12 protein-coding genes are annotated in these 18,506 nt (G+C 38.5%); 5 read left to right on the top strand and 7 right to left on the bottom strand.

Going from position 1 to position 18,506, the window contains the following annotated elements; translation table 11 throughout:
* Positions 1 to 53: 53 nt before the first annotated feature.
* The 3 genes from BM192_RS15095 to BM192_RS15085 form a co-directional block, all read right to left on the bottom strand.
* On the bottom strand, positions 54 to 2,342 hold the full coding sequence (locus tag BM192_RS15095; protein WP_037439510.1) for a GH92 family glycosyl hydrolase: 2,289 nt from the start codon (positions 2,340 to 2,342) through the stop codon (positions 54 to 56).
* A 12-nt stretch (positions 2,343 to 2,354) separates the two neighbouring features.
* On the bottom strand, positions 2,355 to 3,239 hold the full coding sequence (locus BM192_RS15090; RefSeq protein WP_037439512.1) for an ROK family protein: 885 nt from the start codon (positions 3,237 to 3,239) through the stop codon (positions 2,355 to 2,357).
* 76 nt (positions 3,240 to 3,315) lie between these two features.
* On the bottom strand, positions 3,316 to 4,734 hold the full coding sequence (locus BM192_RS15085; protein ID WP_037439514.1) for a glycoside hydrolase family 125 protein: 1,419 nt from the start codon (positions 4,732 to 4,734) through the stop codon (positions 3,316 to 3,318).
* A 643-nt stretch (positions 4,735 to 5,377) separates the two neighbouring features.
* On the opposite strand from BM192_RS15085, the gene BM192_RS15080 reads away from it, so the two are divergent.
* Together BM192_RS15080 and BM192_RS15075 are read left to right on the top strand one after the other, a co-directional pair.
* The gene (locus tag BM192_RS15080; protein ID WP_088775971.1) at positions 5,378 to 8,572 is read left to right on the top strand and encodes a SusC/RagA family TonB-linked outer membrane protein; all 3,195 of its coding nucleotides are present in this window, start codon (positions 5,378 to 5,380) and stop codon (positions 8,570 to 8,572) included.
* A gap of 29 nt (positions 8,573 to 8,601) precedes the next feature.
* Positions 8,602 to 10,137, top strand: coding sequence for a RagB/SusD family nutrient uptake outer membrane protein (locus BM192_RS15075; RefSeq protein WP_037439518.1), 1,536 nt, complete (start codon positions 8,602 to 8,604; stop codon positions 10,135 to 10,137).
* A 308-nt stretch (positions 10,138 to 10,445) separates the two neighbouring features.
* Here the strand turns inward: BM192_RS15075 and BM192_RS15070 are convergent, their stop codons facing one another.
* Positions 10,446 to 12,875, bottom strand: coding sequence for an outer membrane beta-barrel family protein (locus tag BM192_RS15070; protein WP_081857487.1), 2,430 nt, complete (start codon positions 12,873 to 12,875; stop codon positions 10,446 to 10,448).
* Between the two features lie 434 nt (positions 12,876 to 13,309).
* Between BM192_RS15070 and BM192_RS15065 the strand changes: the two genes are divergently transcribed.
* Positions 13,310 to 15,760, top strand: coding sequence for a transglycosylase domain-containing protein (locus BM192_RS15065; protein ID WP_037439520.1), 2,451 nt, complete (start codon positions 13,310 to 13,312; stop codon positions 15,758 to 15,760).
* A 56-nt stretch (positions 15,761 to 15,816) separates the two neighbouring features.
* Here the strand turns inward: BM192_RS15065 and BM192_RS15060 are convergent, their stop codons facing one another.
* Positions 15,817 to 16,191 (bottom strand): hypothetical protein, encoded by a 375-nt coding sequence (locus tag BM192_RS15060; protein ID WP_037439523.1) that lies wholly within the window; start codon positions 16,189 to 16,191, stop codon positions 15,817 to 15,819.
* A gap of 14 nt (positions 16,192 to 16,205) precedes the next feature.
* Complete coding sequence (locus tag BM192_RS15055; protein WP_037439525.1) at positions 16,206 to 16,556, bottom strand: GIY-YIG nuclease family protein; 351 nt, start codon at positions 16,554 to 16,556, stop codon at positions 16,206 to 16,208.
* A 132-nt stretch (positions 16,557 to 16,688) separates the two neighbouring features.
* On the opposite strand from BM192_RS15055, the gene BM192_RS15050 reads away from it, so the two are divergent.
* Positions 16,689 to 17,465, top strand: coding sequence for an XRE family transcriptional regulator (locus BM192_RS15050; protein WP_037439527.1), 777 nt, complete (start codon positions 16,689 to 16,691; stop codon positions 17,463 to 17,465).
* 109 nt (positions 17,466 to 17,574) lie between these two features.
* Positions 17,575 to 17,988 (top strand): hypothetical protein, encoded by a 414-nt coding sequence (locus tag BM192_RS15045; RefSeq protein WP_037439529.1) that lies wholly within the window; start codon positions 17,575 to 17,577, stop codon positions 17,986 to 17,988.
* A gap of 117 nt (positions 17,989 to 18,105) precedes the next feature.
* Here BM192_RS15045 and rplT read toward each other — a convergent pair whose 3' ends face one another.
* Complete coding sequence (rplT, locus tag BM192_RS15040) at positions 18,106 to 18,450, bottom strand: 50S ribosomal protein L20 (RefSeq protein WP_037439531.1); 345 nt, start codon at positions 18,448 to 18,450, stop codon at positions 18,106 to 18,108.
* Positions 18,451 to 18,506 lie beyond the last annotated feature (56 nt).

Here is an 18,506-nt window from a genome sequence, read left to right as displayed (position 1 = left end):
AATAATTTTGTGATCTGTCCAATTTTTGGGGTTCACACCAGCATATATTCTTCTTATTTTTTCTCTGTAGAGAATGAATAAGGGAAATCGGCTGGATTAATACCTCTTTTTTTATCTGGCTGATTAGTCATGTTAAAATTAAGCACTGCTCCTTTTTGTAAATCTGAATGGCTTAACCAGTTTTTGCTGTAGTTTTTACCGTTGATTTGTAAAGATTTTACATATCTGTTTGCATCGCTGTTTTCTGGAGCCTGGATAACAATTTCTTTTCCATTTTCCAGTTTTAAAGTAACTTTCTTAAATAAAGGAGCACCTAAAACATACTGATCTACAGCAGGTGTTACCGGATAGAATCCCATTGCTGAGAACACATACCATGCAGATGTCTGACCATTATCTTCATCTCCGCAATATCCGTCTGGAGTAGCCTGGTACATTCTATTCATCGTTTCTCTCACCCAGTGCTGAGTCTTCCAGGGAGCACCGCCGTAGTTGTACAGGTAAATCATATGCTGAATCGGCTGATTACCATGTGCATATTGTCCCATATTAGCAATCTGCATTTCTCTGATTTCATGGATTACTCCACCATAAGCGCTTTCATCAAAAACAGGTGGCATAGTGAATACTGAGTCTAGTTTTTCAACAAACTTCTCATTTCCACCCATTAATTTAGACAGACCGGCGATATCATGGAATACAGACCAGGTATAGTGCCAGCTATTACCTTCTGTAAAAGCACCACCCCATTTGAACGGGCTGAAAGGTGTCTGGAAACTACCATCTTTATTTTTGCCTCTCATCAGACCAGATGCCGGATCAAACAAGTTTTTATAATTCATACTGCGTTTCGCATAGATCCCGATTTCACTTTCTGGTTTGCCTAATGCACGGCCCAGTTGATAAATTGCAAAGTCGTCATAAGCATATTCTAATGTCTTGGCCGCATTTTCATTTACCTTTACATCGTATGGTACATAACCTAATTTGTTATAGTACTCAACACCGTCACGACCTACTGCTTCCATCGGCCCGGCATTGTTTGCGCCATGTACTACTGCATCCCATAAGGTATTGATATCATAACCTCTCATACCTTTAATATAGGCATCACTCACTACTGAAGCGGAGTTATTTCCAACCATGATATTAGCATATCCCGGACTGCTCCACTCTGGCAACCAGCCACCTTCTTTATAGGCATTAACTAACCCTTCCTGCATTTCCTTATTGATCGAAGGATAAACCAGGTTCAAGAATGGATACAACGCACGGAAAGTATCCCAGAATCCCGTTCCTGCAAACATATAACCTGGGAGCGTTTTCCCATTGTACGGACTCCAGTGAACAACTTCATTCTTTGCATTGATTTCATACAATTTGTTTGGAAAGAAAAGTGTTCTGTACAAGCATGAATAAAATGTACGTGCCTGGTCAATTGTACCACCTTCTACTTGTATCTTACCTAAAGCCTCATTCCATTTTGACTTAGCTTTTTGTTTAGTCTGCTCGAAATTATCGCCGGCAAGCTCACGTTTAAGATTAATTTCGGCCTGTTCAAAACTAATAAATGACGAAGCAATTTTAGCAGTTACCTGTTCTCCTTTTTTAGTCTTGAAGCCAATCACAGCACCCGTATGATCGCTTTCCAGTTCAAGTCCATCTTTCAACTTCTTATCTGACCAGGTTTTCGAAAGTGCAAAGTCTTTATCGAAATAGATTACAAAGTAATTTTTAAAATTCTTAGGTAGCGGTCCTCTTGCATATTTGGTTGTATAACCAATGATTTTACGCTCATTAGGCAGAATCTTAATATAAGAACCTTTATTTAATGCGTCTACAACGACAAAAGAGCTGTCTGTCTTAGGAAAAGTAAAACGAAACTGAGCAGCACGTTCTGTTGGCGTAATTTCAGTTGTTACGTCTGCATCTGCCAGGTATACGCTATAGTAATATGGTTTTGAAGTTTCCGATTTATGGCTGAACCAGCTCGCTCTGGAATCCTCGTCAAATTTCAACTTTCCTGTCACCGGCATAATAGCGAACTGACCGTAATCGTTCATCCATGGCGAGGGTTGGTGTGTTTGTTTAAATCCGCGTATTTTATCGGCGTCATAGGTATAGGCCCAGCCATTCCCCATTTTACCTGTTTGTGGTGTCCAAAGGTTCATTCCCCAAGGCACGGCCACTGCTGGATAGGTATTTCCATTGGACAAGTCCGGCTTAGACTGACTTCCCATTAGTGGATTAACCAGTTCTACAGGGTCATTTATCTTCCCTGTCAACTGAGCAAATGCACAGGTACTGCCTAAAAGCAGCATCATACTTAGAATTTTCTTCATGGTTTTAAATTGTCAAAGTTTATGTTTCGGTTTCATTTCCCAACAACTAGCTGCCCCGATTAACGAAGCATCTTCTTTCAGCTTAGCCGGCAACACTTCTGTGTGTAAGCCATGGCTACGCAGTACGGCCTCCAGATATGGTACAAATCGTTTGTAAGCATTTGCAATATTCCCCCCCAGAATTACAGCTTCGGGTTCCCATTTGCGGATAAGTGGCACAAGAAATTCTGCCAGGTTTTCTCCAAATTCCTGGAAGATCTGTCCCGCAAACTGATCTGGGTGCGCTGTACTGTTTAAAGGCTTTACACCACTGATTTTCTTTCCACTTAAAGCTTCATAACGGGCTTCAAACCAACGTGTAGATAGGTAATCTTCGGCAATTCCTGTTTTAAATGGTGTATTCCAAAGCGCGGCATCGGTCGCAATACCGCCAATACTTCTGGCGGCCCCTAAGCCGGTTCCAAGTGTAAGTCCTATGATATCTTGTTTTCCATCTGCAGTTCCGCTAAAAATTTCTCCTTGAAGAAACCCGGCTGCATCATTTATAAAACTGATTTGTTCTTCCGCTATATTTAAATGTGTAGCTATTTCTGCTTTAACATTATGCAGGTATAGGTTTCGGAACTTTTCCTGATCTTTAATCAATGAGATTCCATTTTCATAATCAAAAGGTCCCGGCATCGCTATCGCCACTAACCTTTCTTGAGCCGGGATATCTCTGAGTACCTCATTCATTAGTCCACACCAGGATTCCAGAATCACATCAGCTGCCTGGACGGAATTAACATCTTTTCTTTTTATTGTTCCTGCGACAAGCATCCGGTCATTGAGATCAATCAGTGCTGCTGTTATATGCGAACCCCCGATATCTACCCCTAATGCTAATGTGTTTTTCATTAATTTTTAATGTATAAAGTTATATATGGTTCCTGATAAAGCCGTTTCAGGCTTCATCAGGAACTTGTGTTTCTTTTTAAGCCTTTAAAAGCTCAGGCATTTCGTGGAAAGTCTTCCACAATAATTCGCCAAACAGGGTGTTTGACCAGGCAAACCAGGACCTTGTAAAGTTCGCTGGATCATCTTTATGAAATGATTCATGCATAAAGCCTTTCCCGCCATGAGTTTTTTGCAACATTTCAATACAGTGTTTTATTTCTGTTTTGTCTTTTGAGGTTAAAGCACGTATCGTAATACTCATTGGCCAGATCATGTCCTGCCCTGCATGTGGTCCACCAATACCTTCTGCTGCAGTACCTTTAAAGAAATATGGGTTAGCTTTAGAAAGAACAAATTTTCTGGTATTCTGATAAACAACATCTCCATCTTCCACCGCACCAAGATAAGGTAGTGAAAGCAGGCTTGGAACATTGGAGTCGTCCATAATGTATGACCCACCGAAACCGTCAACCTCAAAGGCATAAATTTTACCAAATTCCGGATGCTCTACTACTGCATGTTTCTGTATCGCAGCCTGAACTTCGGCAGCTAAAGCCAGCAGATCTGACTGGAGCTGCTGGTCAGGTTGTAAAACACTGATCATTTCTGCAGCTTGTTTAAGCGAAATAACAGCAAAGAAATTTGATGGAATCAGGAAAGGGAAAATTGTAGCATCATCACTTGGGCGGAATGCCGAAACAATTAGGCCTACAGGATTCACTGGGAAACCGTAACCGGCCATTGGTAAACTATCTGTCGGGTGTTGCGTAACGCGCTGGAAATGGTAAGGCCCTTTATCTTCTTTACGTTGCTGTTCTTTAAAAACCTGAAGTATACTCTTTATTGAGTTTTTCCAATCAGCGTTAAAAGGGGCTGTATCACCCGTCTTTTTCCAATAGTGAAAAGCTAAACGAATAGGATAACATAAAGAATCTATTTCCCACTTTCTTTCATGAATGCCTGGTTTCATATCAGTTTTATCGGTACTCCATTCTCCAACTTTCTGCGGATCACCATAAAATGCATTTGCATATGGGTCTTTAAGAATACACTTAGTCTGATGATTGATGACGCCGGCAATCAGATTTTTTAAGGCTTTATCTTCTCCTGCAAATTGAAGATACGGCCATACCTGGGCAGAGCTATCTCTCAACCACATCGCATCAATGTCGCCGGTAATTACGTACGTATCGGGTTTACCGTTAATTTCTTTATAAAAAACTGTCGTATCCAAAGTGTTTGGAAAACAATTTTCAAATAACCAGCTTAACTCAGGATTTTTAACTTTAGACTGAAATGTGCGTATGGCCGCTTCGACAGATTTACTCTGGAAATTACGCTTTGCAGGTGCCGTACGTACTATAGGAAATGCTGGTGCGGCAGCAAATGACACTTTTGAAGCAAGAATTCCGGCACCGAGAATCCCGCTATTTCTAAGAAACACTCTTCTTTTCATTGGTTTATTTGGTTGTAATTTTCAAATTCAAGGAATTATTCAATAATACCCGTTAAATATTTTTTTGAATAAAACCGGTATTTTAACTCATCTGTTATCGCTGACAACATCTATTGTTAAAACGATTTAGTTGCCTAAAGTAGAAAATTATTTATCAAAACTGAATAATCATATTATAAAGTTTGTAACAAATCTAGCTAAAAGGTTTTAAATGGCTATTCTGACTGAAAGCAATTGACACAAAAAAGTTGCGCATAAAATCCAGATGTTAAAAAAATAATTTTGATATTCATATTGTGTTTGCTATAATTGAATAACGAAATTAAGCTTGCATAAATAATTGTTAATTCAATTTCAAACCAAATATATCTGATTATGCCTCATTCAGTTACTCTACAGCCCCTTTCAAGCGGCAAAAACACATCCGGCTTTTTAATTTTTCAATTATAGATTCTAATTTATTTATTTTAAATGTACTTAGCAAGCAGTTAAATTTGTGAACAAAAGCTAAAACGGTTTAGTGTTAACCCCTCAAAATCAACAATTTCATTACTGACAGCAAGTAAACAAAAGCCCCTTTTTGTCAGCCGAATAATGTGCACTGATCTGCACAAATCATATCCACTAACCAAAATAAATCTTTATGAATATTAAACGTTTACTCTGTACAGGGATTCCTGTTCTCCTATTGATGAACAATCAGGTTTTTGCATCGTCTGCAGTAAAATCTGAGCTTAGCTTCTCGGCGATAAGTTCCGCTTATTTCCAGGGATCGCAACAGCAAATCCGCATCTCGGGTACTGTACTCGATGAAAACTCCCAACCAATTCCTGGTGTCGGGATCAAATCTAAATCTGGCAAAACAACTGTTACCGACGGTAATGGTAAATTTACGATCGACGTAACTTCTGCTACAGAACAATTAACCTTTACATTTATGGGTTATACGCCTCAGACAAGAGCAGCCGGTTCCGGAAGTTCACCACTGAGTGTTAAACTCGTTCCTGCTGAGGGTGTAAATCTTGACGATGTTGTCGTAGTTGGTTATGGTACAAGAAGAAAATCTGACGTTACCGGTGCTGTAGGTTCCGTAAAACTGGAACAACTTCAGGAACGTCCTGCTGCTTCCTTAAACCAGGCATTAGCTGGTCGGATCTCAGGTGTTCAAGTGAATACCAACTCAGGCCGTCCAGGTGGACAAACTAGTATCCGTGTACGTGGTTTCAGTTCGATTAATTCATCGAATAACCCATTATACGTAATTGATGGTGTTATTTTACCTGTTGGTACGCAAACACAAAGAAGTAACGCAATTGACTTCTTAAACCCTGGTGATATTGCATCGGTAGAGGTACTTAAAGACGCATCTTCTATTGCAATTTATGGTGCCAGAGGTGCAAATGGTGTAATCATGATTACAACCAAGAAAGGAGTTTCAGGCCAAAACAGAATTACTTATGATGTAGATTTCAGTGTGCCAACAATTGGTCCGAAAAGGGTTGAAATGTTAAATGCTCAGGAATATATTGATACTGAAAATCTGGCTTACGAGAATGCCAAAATCTATGATCCAACCGGATGGGCTGCAGGTAACTACGTGGACCCAAGAATCAAAAGAAAATCATTGCCATTACTTTTTGATGCAAGTGGAAATCCACTTTACGACACTGATTGGTTAAAAGAAGCTACTCAAAATAAGCTCTCTCAAAATCACCAATTAGGTTTTTCAGGTGGAAATGCAGAAACTACTTATGGTATTTCACTAAACTATCGTGAAGACAATGGTCTACTTAAAAACTCATACCTAAAACGATATTCAGGTCGTTTTAATGTGGACAGCCAAATTAAAAAATGGATGAAAGTTGGCGGAAGCTTAACTTACACTTACCAGGAAGAGAATTTGGTGGATATAGGTACGGGCGGATTAAATGCAGTAAGGATGATTACTGAAAGTTTCCCTTTCCTTCCTGTAAAATATGCTGACGGTACCTGGGCAGATAATCAAAATTATCCTGGTGCTGAAGGCGGATCAAATCCGGTGCATATCTTAACAGATAGAAAGTATATTCTTCAAACTCAGAATGTATTAGGAAATGCATATGCAAATATTAATCTGGCCGAAGGTCTGGAATTCAGAAGTGTATTAGGCGCAAATATCGTTACGCGCAACCGAAATGAATACAATGGCCGTAGCCTATATGGAATTTCTTATGACCAAAAAGGAACTGCATATCTTGACGTGAACAGAGATAATTACTGGTCATTTGAAAACTACCTGACTTATAACAAAAAAATAGGTACTGATCACGATCTTACCGCTTTATTAGGTACTTCATGGCAAGGTACAAGAACATTCGGTTTTGGTGCAAGCGGGGAGAATTTCTCAACAGATTATTTCGAGTATAACAATCTCGGCGCTGCAAGTAAAGTTAATCCTGGAAACTCCAGATTCCCAGGTTATACAATGAACTCCTATTTCGGAAGGATCAACTATGCTTACAAAAACAGATATTTATTAACTGTAACAGGTCGTGCGGACGGATCGTCTAAATTTGGAGAAAATAACAAATTTTCATTCTTCCCATCAGCTGCATTCGCCTGGAAAGCTTCTGAGGAAGACTTCCTGAAAGGTAACAGTACTGTATCGAACTTAAAATTAAGAGCTAGTTATGGTGTAACTGGTAACTCCGAGATCGATCCTTACAAATCTTTAGGTCTTTTAGGTGCCGGATATAATGCAATTATTGGAAACACCAGAGTTATCGGTGTTGGAACAAACCGTTTGGCTAATCCTGATTTGAAATGGGAAAAAACAGCACAGTCTGATATTGGTATCGAGTTAGGTTTATTGCAGAACCGCATTAATATTGAGGCTGACGTATACTACAGAAAAACTACCGATATGTTATTAGACGCGCCGGTTCCTTTCTCAAGTGGTTACAGCGTTATTACCAAAAACGTAGGTAGTCTGGAAAATAAAGGTTTTGAATTCGCTATTAATACAGTTAATATTTCTACTGAGGATTTCACATGGAATACATCGTTTAATATATCGTTGAACAAAAACAAAGTATTATCTCTGGCTACTCCTGCTGATATTTTCGGCGTTGGTAACCCTGGTTTCACTAACGAAACAGGTATTATCCGTGTCGGCGAAGCTGTAGGTTCATTCTGGGGACTAAAACGTTTAGGTACATGGAGTGAAAGCGAAAGAGCTGAAGCTGCCAAGTATAACTATCGTGGTGGTAAAACAGTACTGCCTGGTGATGTGAAATATCTTGATGTAAATGGCGATTACCAAATTAACGATGATGATCGTATGATTATCGGTAATGGTAATCCAAAAGGATGGGGTTCATTCTCCAATTCATTTAAGTATAAAAACTTAGATTTAGTTATTGATATTCAATATTCTTACGGTAATGATGTATTAGATATGAGTACGCACGCTGCGGAAGATCGCGTTGGTATTGCGAACAGTTACAAAACTGTACTAGGTGCCTGGACTCCAACTAATCAAAATACACCAATTGCTGCTATTCGCGATACAAGAGCTGGTTATGTAACAAACGTTGATAGCCGCTGGGTACAAGATGGTTCATTTATCCGTGGCAGAAATGCAGTGTTAGGATATAGTTTCCCAGCCGAAGTAGTTAAAAGAATGAAATTAAGCCGACTGAGAGTCTACACCAGCGTTCAGAATTTCTTCCTGGCTACTAAATACAGAGGAAATGATCCGGAGGTTACTACCTATAATAATGCTTTTGCGCAAGGTCAGACCTTCTACGATTATCCTAAGCCTACTACTTTCTTACTGGGCTTAAATATTGGTTTATAATTACATAGCGGATTATTAAATTTATTATCATGAGATTAAATATAAAATACACACGTACACTCATATTACTTGCTGTGATTGTACTGGGCGGGAGCTGTAAAAAATTCCTTGACGAGCAGGACCCGTCAAATTTAACACCTGACACCTATTACACTATTCCTGAACACGCTGAGGCTGCTGTTGCTGCTGCATATGCGCAAACTCGTTTTATTGGTAATGGGGCAGGTATTTTTGCTGCGAACTTCTCTATGCTCGAATTGGTCACAGGAACAGCAAAAACAGAAACTGGTCAGAACTCCGATTTAAACAACCTTGTGGGTTTATCTTATACAGGAGATAACCTATTAGTTAGAAACTGGTGGCAGGGTTTATATAGTGTTATTGCGCAAACAAACCTGGTATTAGAACGAGTTCCTGGCATTAACCCAATGGATGCGACACGTAAGAATCAGATCCTTGGTGAAGCCAAATTTCTTCGTGCCTGGTCATATTTCTATTTGGTTAGATTATACGGAGACGTTCCATTAATTCTTACTCCGCAAACTGCCGCTTCTGAAAACTTTTATCCTACCAGAACATCGTCAGAAGAAGTGTACAATCAGATTATAAAAGATTTGAAAGATGCTGAAGAAGCAGGTTTACCATGGACTGATAAAAGTGGCCGTGCAAATAAAGCTGCTGCCAAATCATTACTATCTAAGGTTTATTTGACTATGGCAGGTTTCCCACTGAATAAAGGTGCGGAATATTATAAGCTATCGAGTGACAAAGCACTGGACGTAATTAATAATTCTGGTATCAATTTGTTTCCTAAGTATGCAGATTTACATAATCTTGCCGATGAAAATTCGGGTGAGCACATCTTTGAAATTCAGTATTTAGCAACAGTTGCAGGAAATCCAATGCAACAATTATTGTTACCTAACTTTAAAGATGTATCGGCTTACAGTGATGAGATCGGTAGTACTGTTCCAACAGTTCAGTTCTACAACTCCTATGAAGCCGGAGATTTAAGAGCAAAAGATCGTGAAGGATTCTTCTACACTTCTTATTACAGCGGTGGGAATGGACCATTGAAACAGTTGAATGCGCCTTATATCTTCAAACATTTCGATCTCGTAGCTAATGGAACTTTGGGAGTTGCTGGTACAACACAATCTGACTTGAACTGGCCACAAATCAGGTATGCAGACGTATTGTTAGTTTATGCTGAAGCACAAAACCGTGCGGATGGTTCACCTAATGCTAAAGCATACGAAGCTGTTAACGCAATACGTACACGTGCTAAATTAGCCCCTGTTGCAGGTTTAAACCAAGCTCAGTTTGAGGATGCTGTTTTAAAAGAACGCTGGCATGAACTGTGTTACGAAGGCGTAACCTGGTTTGACATGATCAGATTGAAAAAAGCATATAATGAAGCCACAAATAGTTTTGACAACTTTGTAGGACACAAATTTGCTGATAACGCATCTGTTGTATTGGGAGAAAAACATCTATTGTTTCCACTTCCAACAGCTGAATATCGTAACAATCCAAACCTGAGACCTCAGAATCCTGGATATTAATCCCTGATTTTGTTCTATAAAAAGGGCCGTTCAAATTGAACGGCCCTTTTTGCTTTACCGGGGTTTTCTTCTTGTCAATTACCATTCTTAATGAATACTATTACTTACAACTCCATTAGCTTAAGATGGTTACTTTCCGAAAGTATCATCGTGCTTTCTTTAATTAGACGTGTAAGGTCTCTTTTCTTTTAGAAATATACGATGTGCTCACGGTATGATAAACCAGGTCAAAAAAGAACCCCTGCCTAAATCAGACAGGGGTTTTCTCTTTAGTGTAGCTCTAAAAAGATAATTTATTAGATATAAGACTATGTTCCTGACTTGCTTGAGCTTTTTACGTCATCGTTGTTAATGCTACGCTGGTTCTTTTTAATGGCATCCTTTAGCTTGCCAAACTTCCAGTTCAGACTGGCATTAAAATTCCGGTTATAATTCTGGTACTTCATAGTCTGAACAAAGTTCGCACCTTCGGTAGTTCTGGTGAAATATCTGTATTTAGTGAATGGGTTATTAATTCCTGCTGATAATGTAAGCTTGTCTTTAATTATTTCTTTACTTCCACTTAATGACATATAATAGTTGGAACTTGAGCTACCCTGTAGCTGTACCCATGGCGCACTGTAACTGAAACTTGCATTTGCTTTCCAGGTGTTCGCAAATTTATAGCCTGTATTTACATAGCCATATCCGGTAACGCCTTCATTTTGGGTTATTTTCCCATTAATTGTCCCCTCCAACCAGGTGTATCCAAAATTACCATTCATACTTATATTCCATTTCGGTGTAATCGGGAAATTGATATTAATATTGCTGGTCAACGCTTTATTTTTACCTATATTTTCAAATGTCGAACGTGTTATCTGATCTGCCTCATTATAAATCGAGATTGATTGTATCGTATTATTTGCATAATTATAATTCACACCAATATTGATATTCCCTTTTTTAAATCTGCTGTAAGTCAATTCGAAATTATTGCTGACCACCGCTTCCAGGTTGGGGTTTCCCGTAGATTCGAAATTCGGTACGGAACGGTCAACGAACGGATTCAGGTTTTCAATACCAGGTCTCTCAATCCTTTGCGTAAATCCAAAATTCATATTACTCATGTCTTTAAATTTGTGACTCATGGATAAGGTCGGTATAATGTTAAAATAATCGGAATTGACATTGGTACCTGCGCTTGTGAAATTAGCTTTTACAAAAGTTCCCTCTGCACGTACACCGGCTTTGAAGCTCCATTTATCGAGATTTAAGGCGTAAGAATTATAAAAGCCTATTACATCCTGGTTATTGTCGAACTTATTGGTGCGTTCCGGATCAACATTAAATCCTCCCGTACCCTGATCCTGTACCAAGTATTCATAATTACTATTATTATCTCTCAGAATCCCCTTAATACCGCCCTCGATATTTACTTTCTTCACCGGATGTACATAATCAAGCTGTAAGGTCTGCTCTCTAGACTTACTTTCGTTGTGCTGTTTGTAATCCGGCTCTAAAAAGTTCTGTCTGTTCATAAATGTCAATGCATTATCCTGAGGATTTGAATTATCCGTGTATTTATAAGAAAAGGTAAGTAACCTGCTCTTATCGCTTTTGAATCCAAGTTGATAATTTACAGTAGCATCAAATCCGGACCATCTGTATTTATTTTTCCCTATAATATCATAAGAGCTATTCTGTTGGTTCCCGGTTAATGAAATACGTTGGTCATTCGAGGAATTGTTGTAACCACTATAAGGATTTAGTTCTGCTGTAATTAAATTTAGTGTGTCAATCTCATAACTAATTTCTGCCCCCCCATATCTAAAATTGTTATCAAACTTTCTGGAGCCAATATTACTCAGTTGTGTCGGATCTTCACCTGTGGTTGTTCTATTAGTTTCACTAAATACGTTTGGAGAACTGTAAAACCCGGTTCCTCCATAACCAGTAATCCCCAGTTTATTTTGTTTGACGGTAAAATACGTCCCGATTGACGGTCCCCCTACCGGTCCTTGATGTCTGAGGTTTAAACTTCCATTATATCCATTATCAATCTTTTTAGTTGTAATAATATTAATGATCCCAGCTAACCCTTCACTGTCATATTTGGCAGGTGGTGTAGTGATAACTTCTATTTTTTGAATCGAACTGGCGGGCATACTCCGTAATACATCTTTAGGGCTTCTGGCGATCATTCCAGAAGGCTTACCATTAATGAGTATTTTAAAGTTGCCACTACCTTTTAATTGAATGTTATCTTCGGCATCTAAAGAAAGTAATGGCACCTTACGCATCATATCTAATGCTGTCATAATCTTCGCCTCCGGATCTGCCTGTATATCGTAAATAATTCGATCTGATTCTTGTTTAATTATAGGGCGGTCTGCTGTTACTGAAACCTCTTTAAGGTCATTAGATTGACCAACAATAAATATTCTGCCTAAATTAATATCCTTAGCAGATGCAGTGATTTCTACAGGGAAATTTTTCGGGGCATACCCTACCGCTATTGCAGTGACGACATATTTACCGGAAGAAATTTCTTTGAAATTAAATTCACCGGTTGCTTCTACAATTACTGATTTAAGTACGGTATTTTCTTTTTTCAGCGCGATGGTCATATACTCAATAGGTTTCTTAGTAACTGAGTCCATAACAAAGCCACGTATTACTCCTTGTTTTTCTTGCGCATAAGCAACATAGCTCAACAAACAAGAAAAAATGATCATACAGGTTAGATTTTTCATCATAAATTTGGTTCTTTATCATCAGACACATTTTGTCCCGGTATGTTGCATCAATAAATACATTATTTCTATTGTAATGAAAATGTTATATCATTATTATACAAAAAAGAAAAAACCAATCCATTACACTCGAAATAAATATAGCCTAATCGACTGAAATACAATCGATAAATAAACAAATTGACATATCAAATCATTTAAATAATTACACCATTTCAGTTTAATAACTTAAATTAATATCAAAACACGATTGCAAGTATTGGTCACATTGTGGAATTCAAATCCTGGCCGCTTTAAAATTTAATGCTGTATAAAAATCATTGATAAACGTATTTAATAATGGCTGAAATTTTCGAGATTTATTTGCGTTAATTTGTAATCCTCCCCACGAGAGGGGATCTGCTCAAACTGATAACCAAAAATTTAGACCCGGTCATATGTTCAAAGAAATACAAAACAAATACCTACGTTATTTCGCCATATTTGTATTCTGTATAATTTTATTCTTTTCAAGTCTACAGCTCAATTTCCTATGGCTTTTCGGCTACTCCCCATCGTATCACGATATAAAGATCCCAACGTTAAGTGTCGGATCGGAGTTATACACATCTGACGGTAAACTTATCGGCCGATATTATAAAGAAAACCGGACTCCAGTGACATTCAAGCAAATTTCACCTAGTGTAGTCAATGCTTTAGTCGCCACTGAAGACGCAAGATTTTACAAGCATATTGGAATTGACTTTCGTTCATTGATCTCAAGTGGCGTTTCTACTGCCACGGGAGACAAACGTGGAGCCAGTACCATAACCCAGCAACTAGCTAAAAATCTTTACCGTACCAGGTACAATAAATCACAAGGATTTATCAAACATATTCCCGTTGTAAGAACAATCATCACTAAACTAAAAGAGTGGATGACGGCAGTAAAGCTGGAATCAAACTACAGTAAAGAAGATATTATAACCATGTATCTGAATACGGTATCATTTGGTAATAATGCTTACGGGATTAAAACTGCTGCAAGAGTATATTTCGATAAGCAGAGTGATTCTTTATCTGTTCCTGAATCGGCATTATTGGTAGGTATGTTAAAGGGTACATCTATGTTTAATCCTATCAAATATCCGCAGCGAGCTTTAGACCGGAGAAATGTTTCTTTGTCCCAGATGAACAAATATGGGTATATCAGCGCCGGAGAATTAGCAGAATTTAAGAAAAAGCCATTGAAATTAAAAGAAGGCCGCGTAGATGACGGTAGTGATGGCGATTCCTATCTCCGGGCAGCGGTTTCCAAATACCTGGAGAAATGGTGTGAAAAAAACGGATACGACCTTTACGAGGACGGACTTAAAATTTACACCACAATTGACTCTAAACTACAAAACTACGCAGAAGAAGCAGTTGCTGATCAAATGCGAATAATACAAAAACGGTTTTACAACGTATGGGGGAATGAAGACCCGTGGCAGGATTCTGAAAAGCGTAAGATTGATTATCCGGCGCGAGCCATGAAAGGCTTGCCGATATACGCTATGCTAGAGAAAAAGTACCCTAATAATCCAGACTCAGTATTAGCCTACTTTAATAAGAAAAAGAAGATGACTATCTTCTCTTATAAAGGTGACCGTGACACCCTGTTTTCTACATTGGATTCAATCAGATATTACGGGAAAATAATGAATACAGGAATGATGACATTAGATCCATTCACTGGTAAAATCAAAGTATGGGTTGGAGGTGTTGATCATAAATTCTTCAAATATGACCACGTAAATCAATCTAAAAGACAAGCTGGATCAACCTTTAAACCTTTCGCCTATCTGGCTGCTATGGAAAGCGGAATGGGCCCCTGTGACACTTTTATAGATAAACCTGTTAGAATTAAATACGAAGAAAAAGGCAAAACAGAGTATTGGGAACCTAGAAATGCAAATTGGGAGAACTCCTACCGGGAGATGTCCTTACGTGCAGCTTTAGGCAGGTCTGTTAATACAGTAACTGCACAGGTCACTGAACATGTTGGCTGGGACAATGTTGTGAAATGGGCACATGAATGCGGCATTGAGAGTCCGCTTCAATCTGTGCCTTCAGTAAGTCTGGGCCCTAATGATGTGTCAGTTTATGAGATGGTACGGGCTTATGGCACATTCCTGAATAAAGGAGTGCGTACAGACCCGATTCTTGTAGAGAAGATCACCGATCAGGATAATAATTTGATTGAAGATTTCGAGGCCAAAACCAAGAGAGTACTTTCAGAGGAAATAGCATGGTTAATGTTGTATATGCTCCGTGGTGGCATGGAAGAACCGGGAGGAACATCCAGAGCACTCTGGGAGTGGGATTTATGGAAAAACAACAATCAGATCGGTGGTAAAACCGGAACTTCTTCCGACTATGTTGATGCCTGGTATATGGGTGTTACCAAAGATCTGGTTACAGGCGTTTGGGTAGGCTGCGATGAGCGGTCGGCACACTTCAAAAATGGAGAAACCGGAGAAGGTTCCAGAACAGCATTGCCCATTTTCGCTAAATTCATGGAAAAAGTATATCATGATACATCTACGGGGTACACTTACGGCCCGTTTCCAAAAGCAACCGTGCCCATTACAAGAAATATAAATTGCCCTACACCGGTTTATGTTCAGGATACAGTCGCTACAGACACACTCGTTACGGATTCACTCCAGACCGAACCTGTTTCTGAGAGTGAGCCAGCAGTTGAAAAGCAGGAAGAGGTAAAATCTTCAGAGAAAAAAGCCGCGGAGCCTGCGCCTAAACAATTAGTTCCAACAGTTCCTTTAACCAGAAAAGAAGAAAGAGAATTGAGAAGGAAACAAAGACAAGAAGAAAAAGAAAGAAAGAAAAATGAAGTCAAAAATAATTAATGATATACTGGCTTAAAAAACAAAAAGAGGGGGTTCCAATGAACCCCCTCTTTTTGTTAAATAGACATTTCCCGCAAAGAAGCAAATATCTGAATAATACTATTGCTAATCTGGTCTGCTTTTTCTGAATTTATTAATATACCAATTAAGATAGCCCCTTCCTCTGTATAAACTCTACACGAGTTAGTCGATAGCCCATATCCCTGTTCTATGAGTGATTGCTGCTCTAAATCATTGATCAGGAAAGCGCATGAATCCGGGAAGTTATGACGACATAAAAACATCAGATCCTGAATCATAGGATAGTTGAGATTAAATAATCCAATGATATCCTGTTCAACGATAACAAGTTGGTTTCTCAAGCTATATACTTTATCAATCAGCCCATAGCCGTAATTCAACTGATCAATATGGAGAGATACTTCTTCCATAATCTTCAATTGAGTCAGGAGAGTATGGCCAACGGCAATTTCACCTGATTAGATAAAGGTCTGTTCATCGTAATATGTTCAAAGTCCAAACCTATTGTAAGGTCAACCCAATCCGGGTTGCAGGAACGAATTAGACGCTCCTTTTGCATTCTGGTGAAACGGCTAATCAGTTTAAATCTACTAAGCGCCTGCATCTCAGTCTTAAATTCTTCAAAATACACCAGTCTGGTCAAATGTTGTGAGCTGTCAAAGAAAAGACTTGGAATCTGTTTATAAAAATCAAGAGTTTTAATCAGATCAGCACTGATACCTACATGTAAACTATTTCTGTTTCTGTCGGTAACGATATAGACGAATTTTTTCATAGCATTCAGTTTAAAAGGACCACTAATTAATTTAGTATAAAGATTTGTTCAAGTCTTAAATATTACTAACTTTATTGGTACAATATTACTAACTATTTTAGTATAAACAAACTTTTTTTTAATTTTATTTTTATGTCTAATATTTCCAGCAACCTCAAATACCTCAGAAAGAAAAACAGCCACACACAGCAACAATTCGCTGATATAATGGGAATTAAAAGATCATTAGTGGGTGCATATGAAGAAGACCGGGCTGAACCAAAATATGAATTACTAAAAAAAATAGCAGAACATTACGAACTGACTATAGATGAGTTTATCAATGAACAAATCACCGATAAGTGGAAACCGCAGTTAAAAAGCCAGGGAACTAATCTTAGGATTCTAAGTATTTCAGTCGATTCTCAGGATAATGAGAATATTGAAATGGTACCGGTGAAAGCAAGTGCAGGCTACTTAAATGGATTCTCAGACCCTGAGTTCATTAAAGATTTGCCTAAGTTTCACCTTCCGCTCCCCTCTCTCAACCACGGTACTTTTAGGGCATTTGAAATCATGGGAGATTCTATGTTACCCATCCAGCCTGGAAGTGTTATTATAGGTGAGTATATGGATAACTGGAACGATGTTAAAATAGGTGAAACCTATATTATTATCAGTAAAAATGAAGGCGTTGTCTACAAACGTGCAGGCAACCGTTTTAAGGAGAAGAAAGAATTAAAATTAGTATCCGATAACAAACTATATGATCCGTATCTCATTCCCGCAGACGATATATTGGAAATATGGAAAGCCAAAGCTTTTATCAGTACTTCCCTCCCGGATCCTGCGCCAGAACCAACAATAGAAACATTAAGTAATATGATGTCACAAATGCAAAAATCTTTATCTCAGCTCAACAAGAATTAACATCTTTTAACATATGCGGATTAAACCGTTTGGCTTTTTCACACTCTATCCATAAAAACAAGGCAACGGCTTACATAGCGTTGCCACATGGAAATTAAAACATACACAGATGAAAAAGATCTTTTTAACATTCGCAATTGCACTGATGGGATTCACTGCAACTTATGCACAACAAGGTAAAAAACAACAATTAACTCCAGAGCAAAGGGCGGAAAAAAGCACTGCAAAACTGGAGAAAGAATTGAGCCTGACAGCTGACCAGAAACAAAAAGTTTACGCGATTGAACTTAACAAGTTTAAACAAAACCAGGACTGGCATCAAAAAGCAAAAGCCGAAAGGGATCAAAAAAAGGACCTGGCGATGAAGGGCATGAAAGAAAACCGGGAACAGTTAAATAAAGTTCTTACTGCAGAGCAGCAGACTAAACTTGAAACTATCCATAAAGAGAAAAAAAGATCTCATCATGGTATGAAAGGTAAAAAAAGAGGACTGAGAGCCGATTCTACAGCGACTAAAGCATAATCACTATTTATTTCAGATTAGGCCCGGAGTATATAGTACAAAAGCCAATAATATATAAATTATGAGGCAAAAAAAAGGAGAGCAAATGCTCTCCTTTTTTGATATATTATCATTTCACTATTTAACTGTATCAATCACAGCTTTGAAAGCTTCTGGGTGATTCATAGCTAAATCAGCTAAAACTTTACGGTTTAAACCGATGTTTTTAGTTGCTAATTTACCAATCAGTTGTGAGTAAGAGATACCGTGCTGACGTGCACCAGCGTTAATACGTTGGATCCATAATCCACGGAATTCTCTTTTCTTAACTTTACGGTCACGGTATGCATATTGCAAACCTTTTTCTACCGTATTTTTAGCTACAGTGAATACTTTACTTCTTGATCCCCAATAGCCTTTGGCCATATTTAGGACTTTTTTCCTTCTTCTTCTCGAAGCTACTGCGTTTACCGAACGTGGCATAGTGTTGTTGTTTTTTGATAAGCGGTGTTGCGTATTTCAGCAAACTTACTACCGGG

The organism is Pedobacter antarcticus, assembly GCF_900112985.1.
Lineage (GTDB): Bacteria > Bacteroidota > Bacteroidia > Sphingobacteriales > Sphingobacteriaceae > Pedobacter > Pedobacter antarcticus.
The sequence above is the reverse complement of the archived record's forward strand: the minus strand, read 5'-3'. Positions and strand labels throughout refer to the sequence as shown.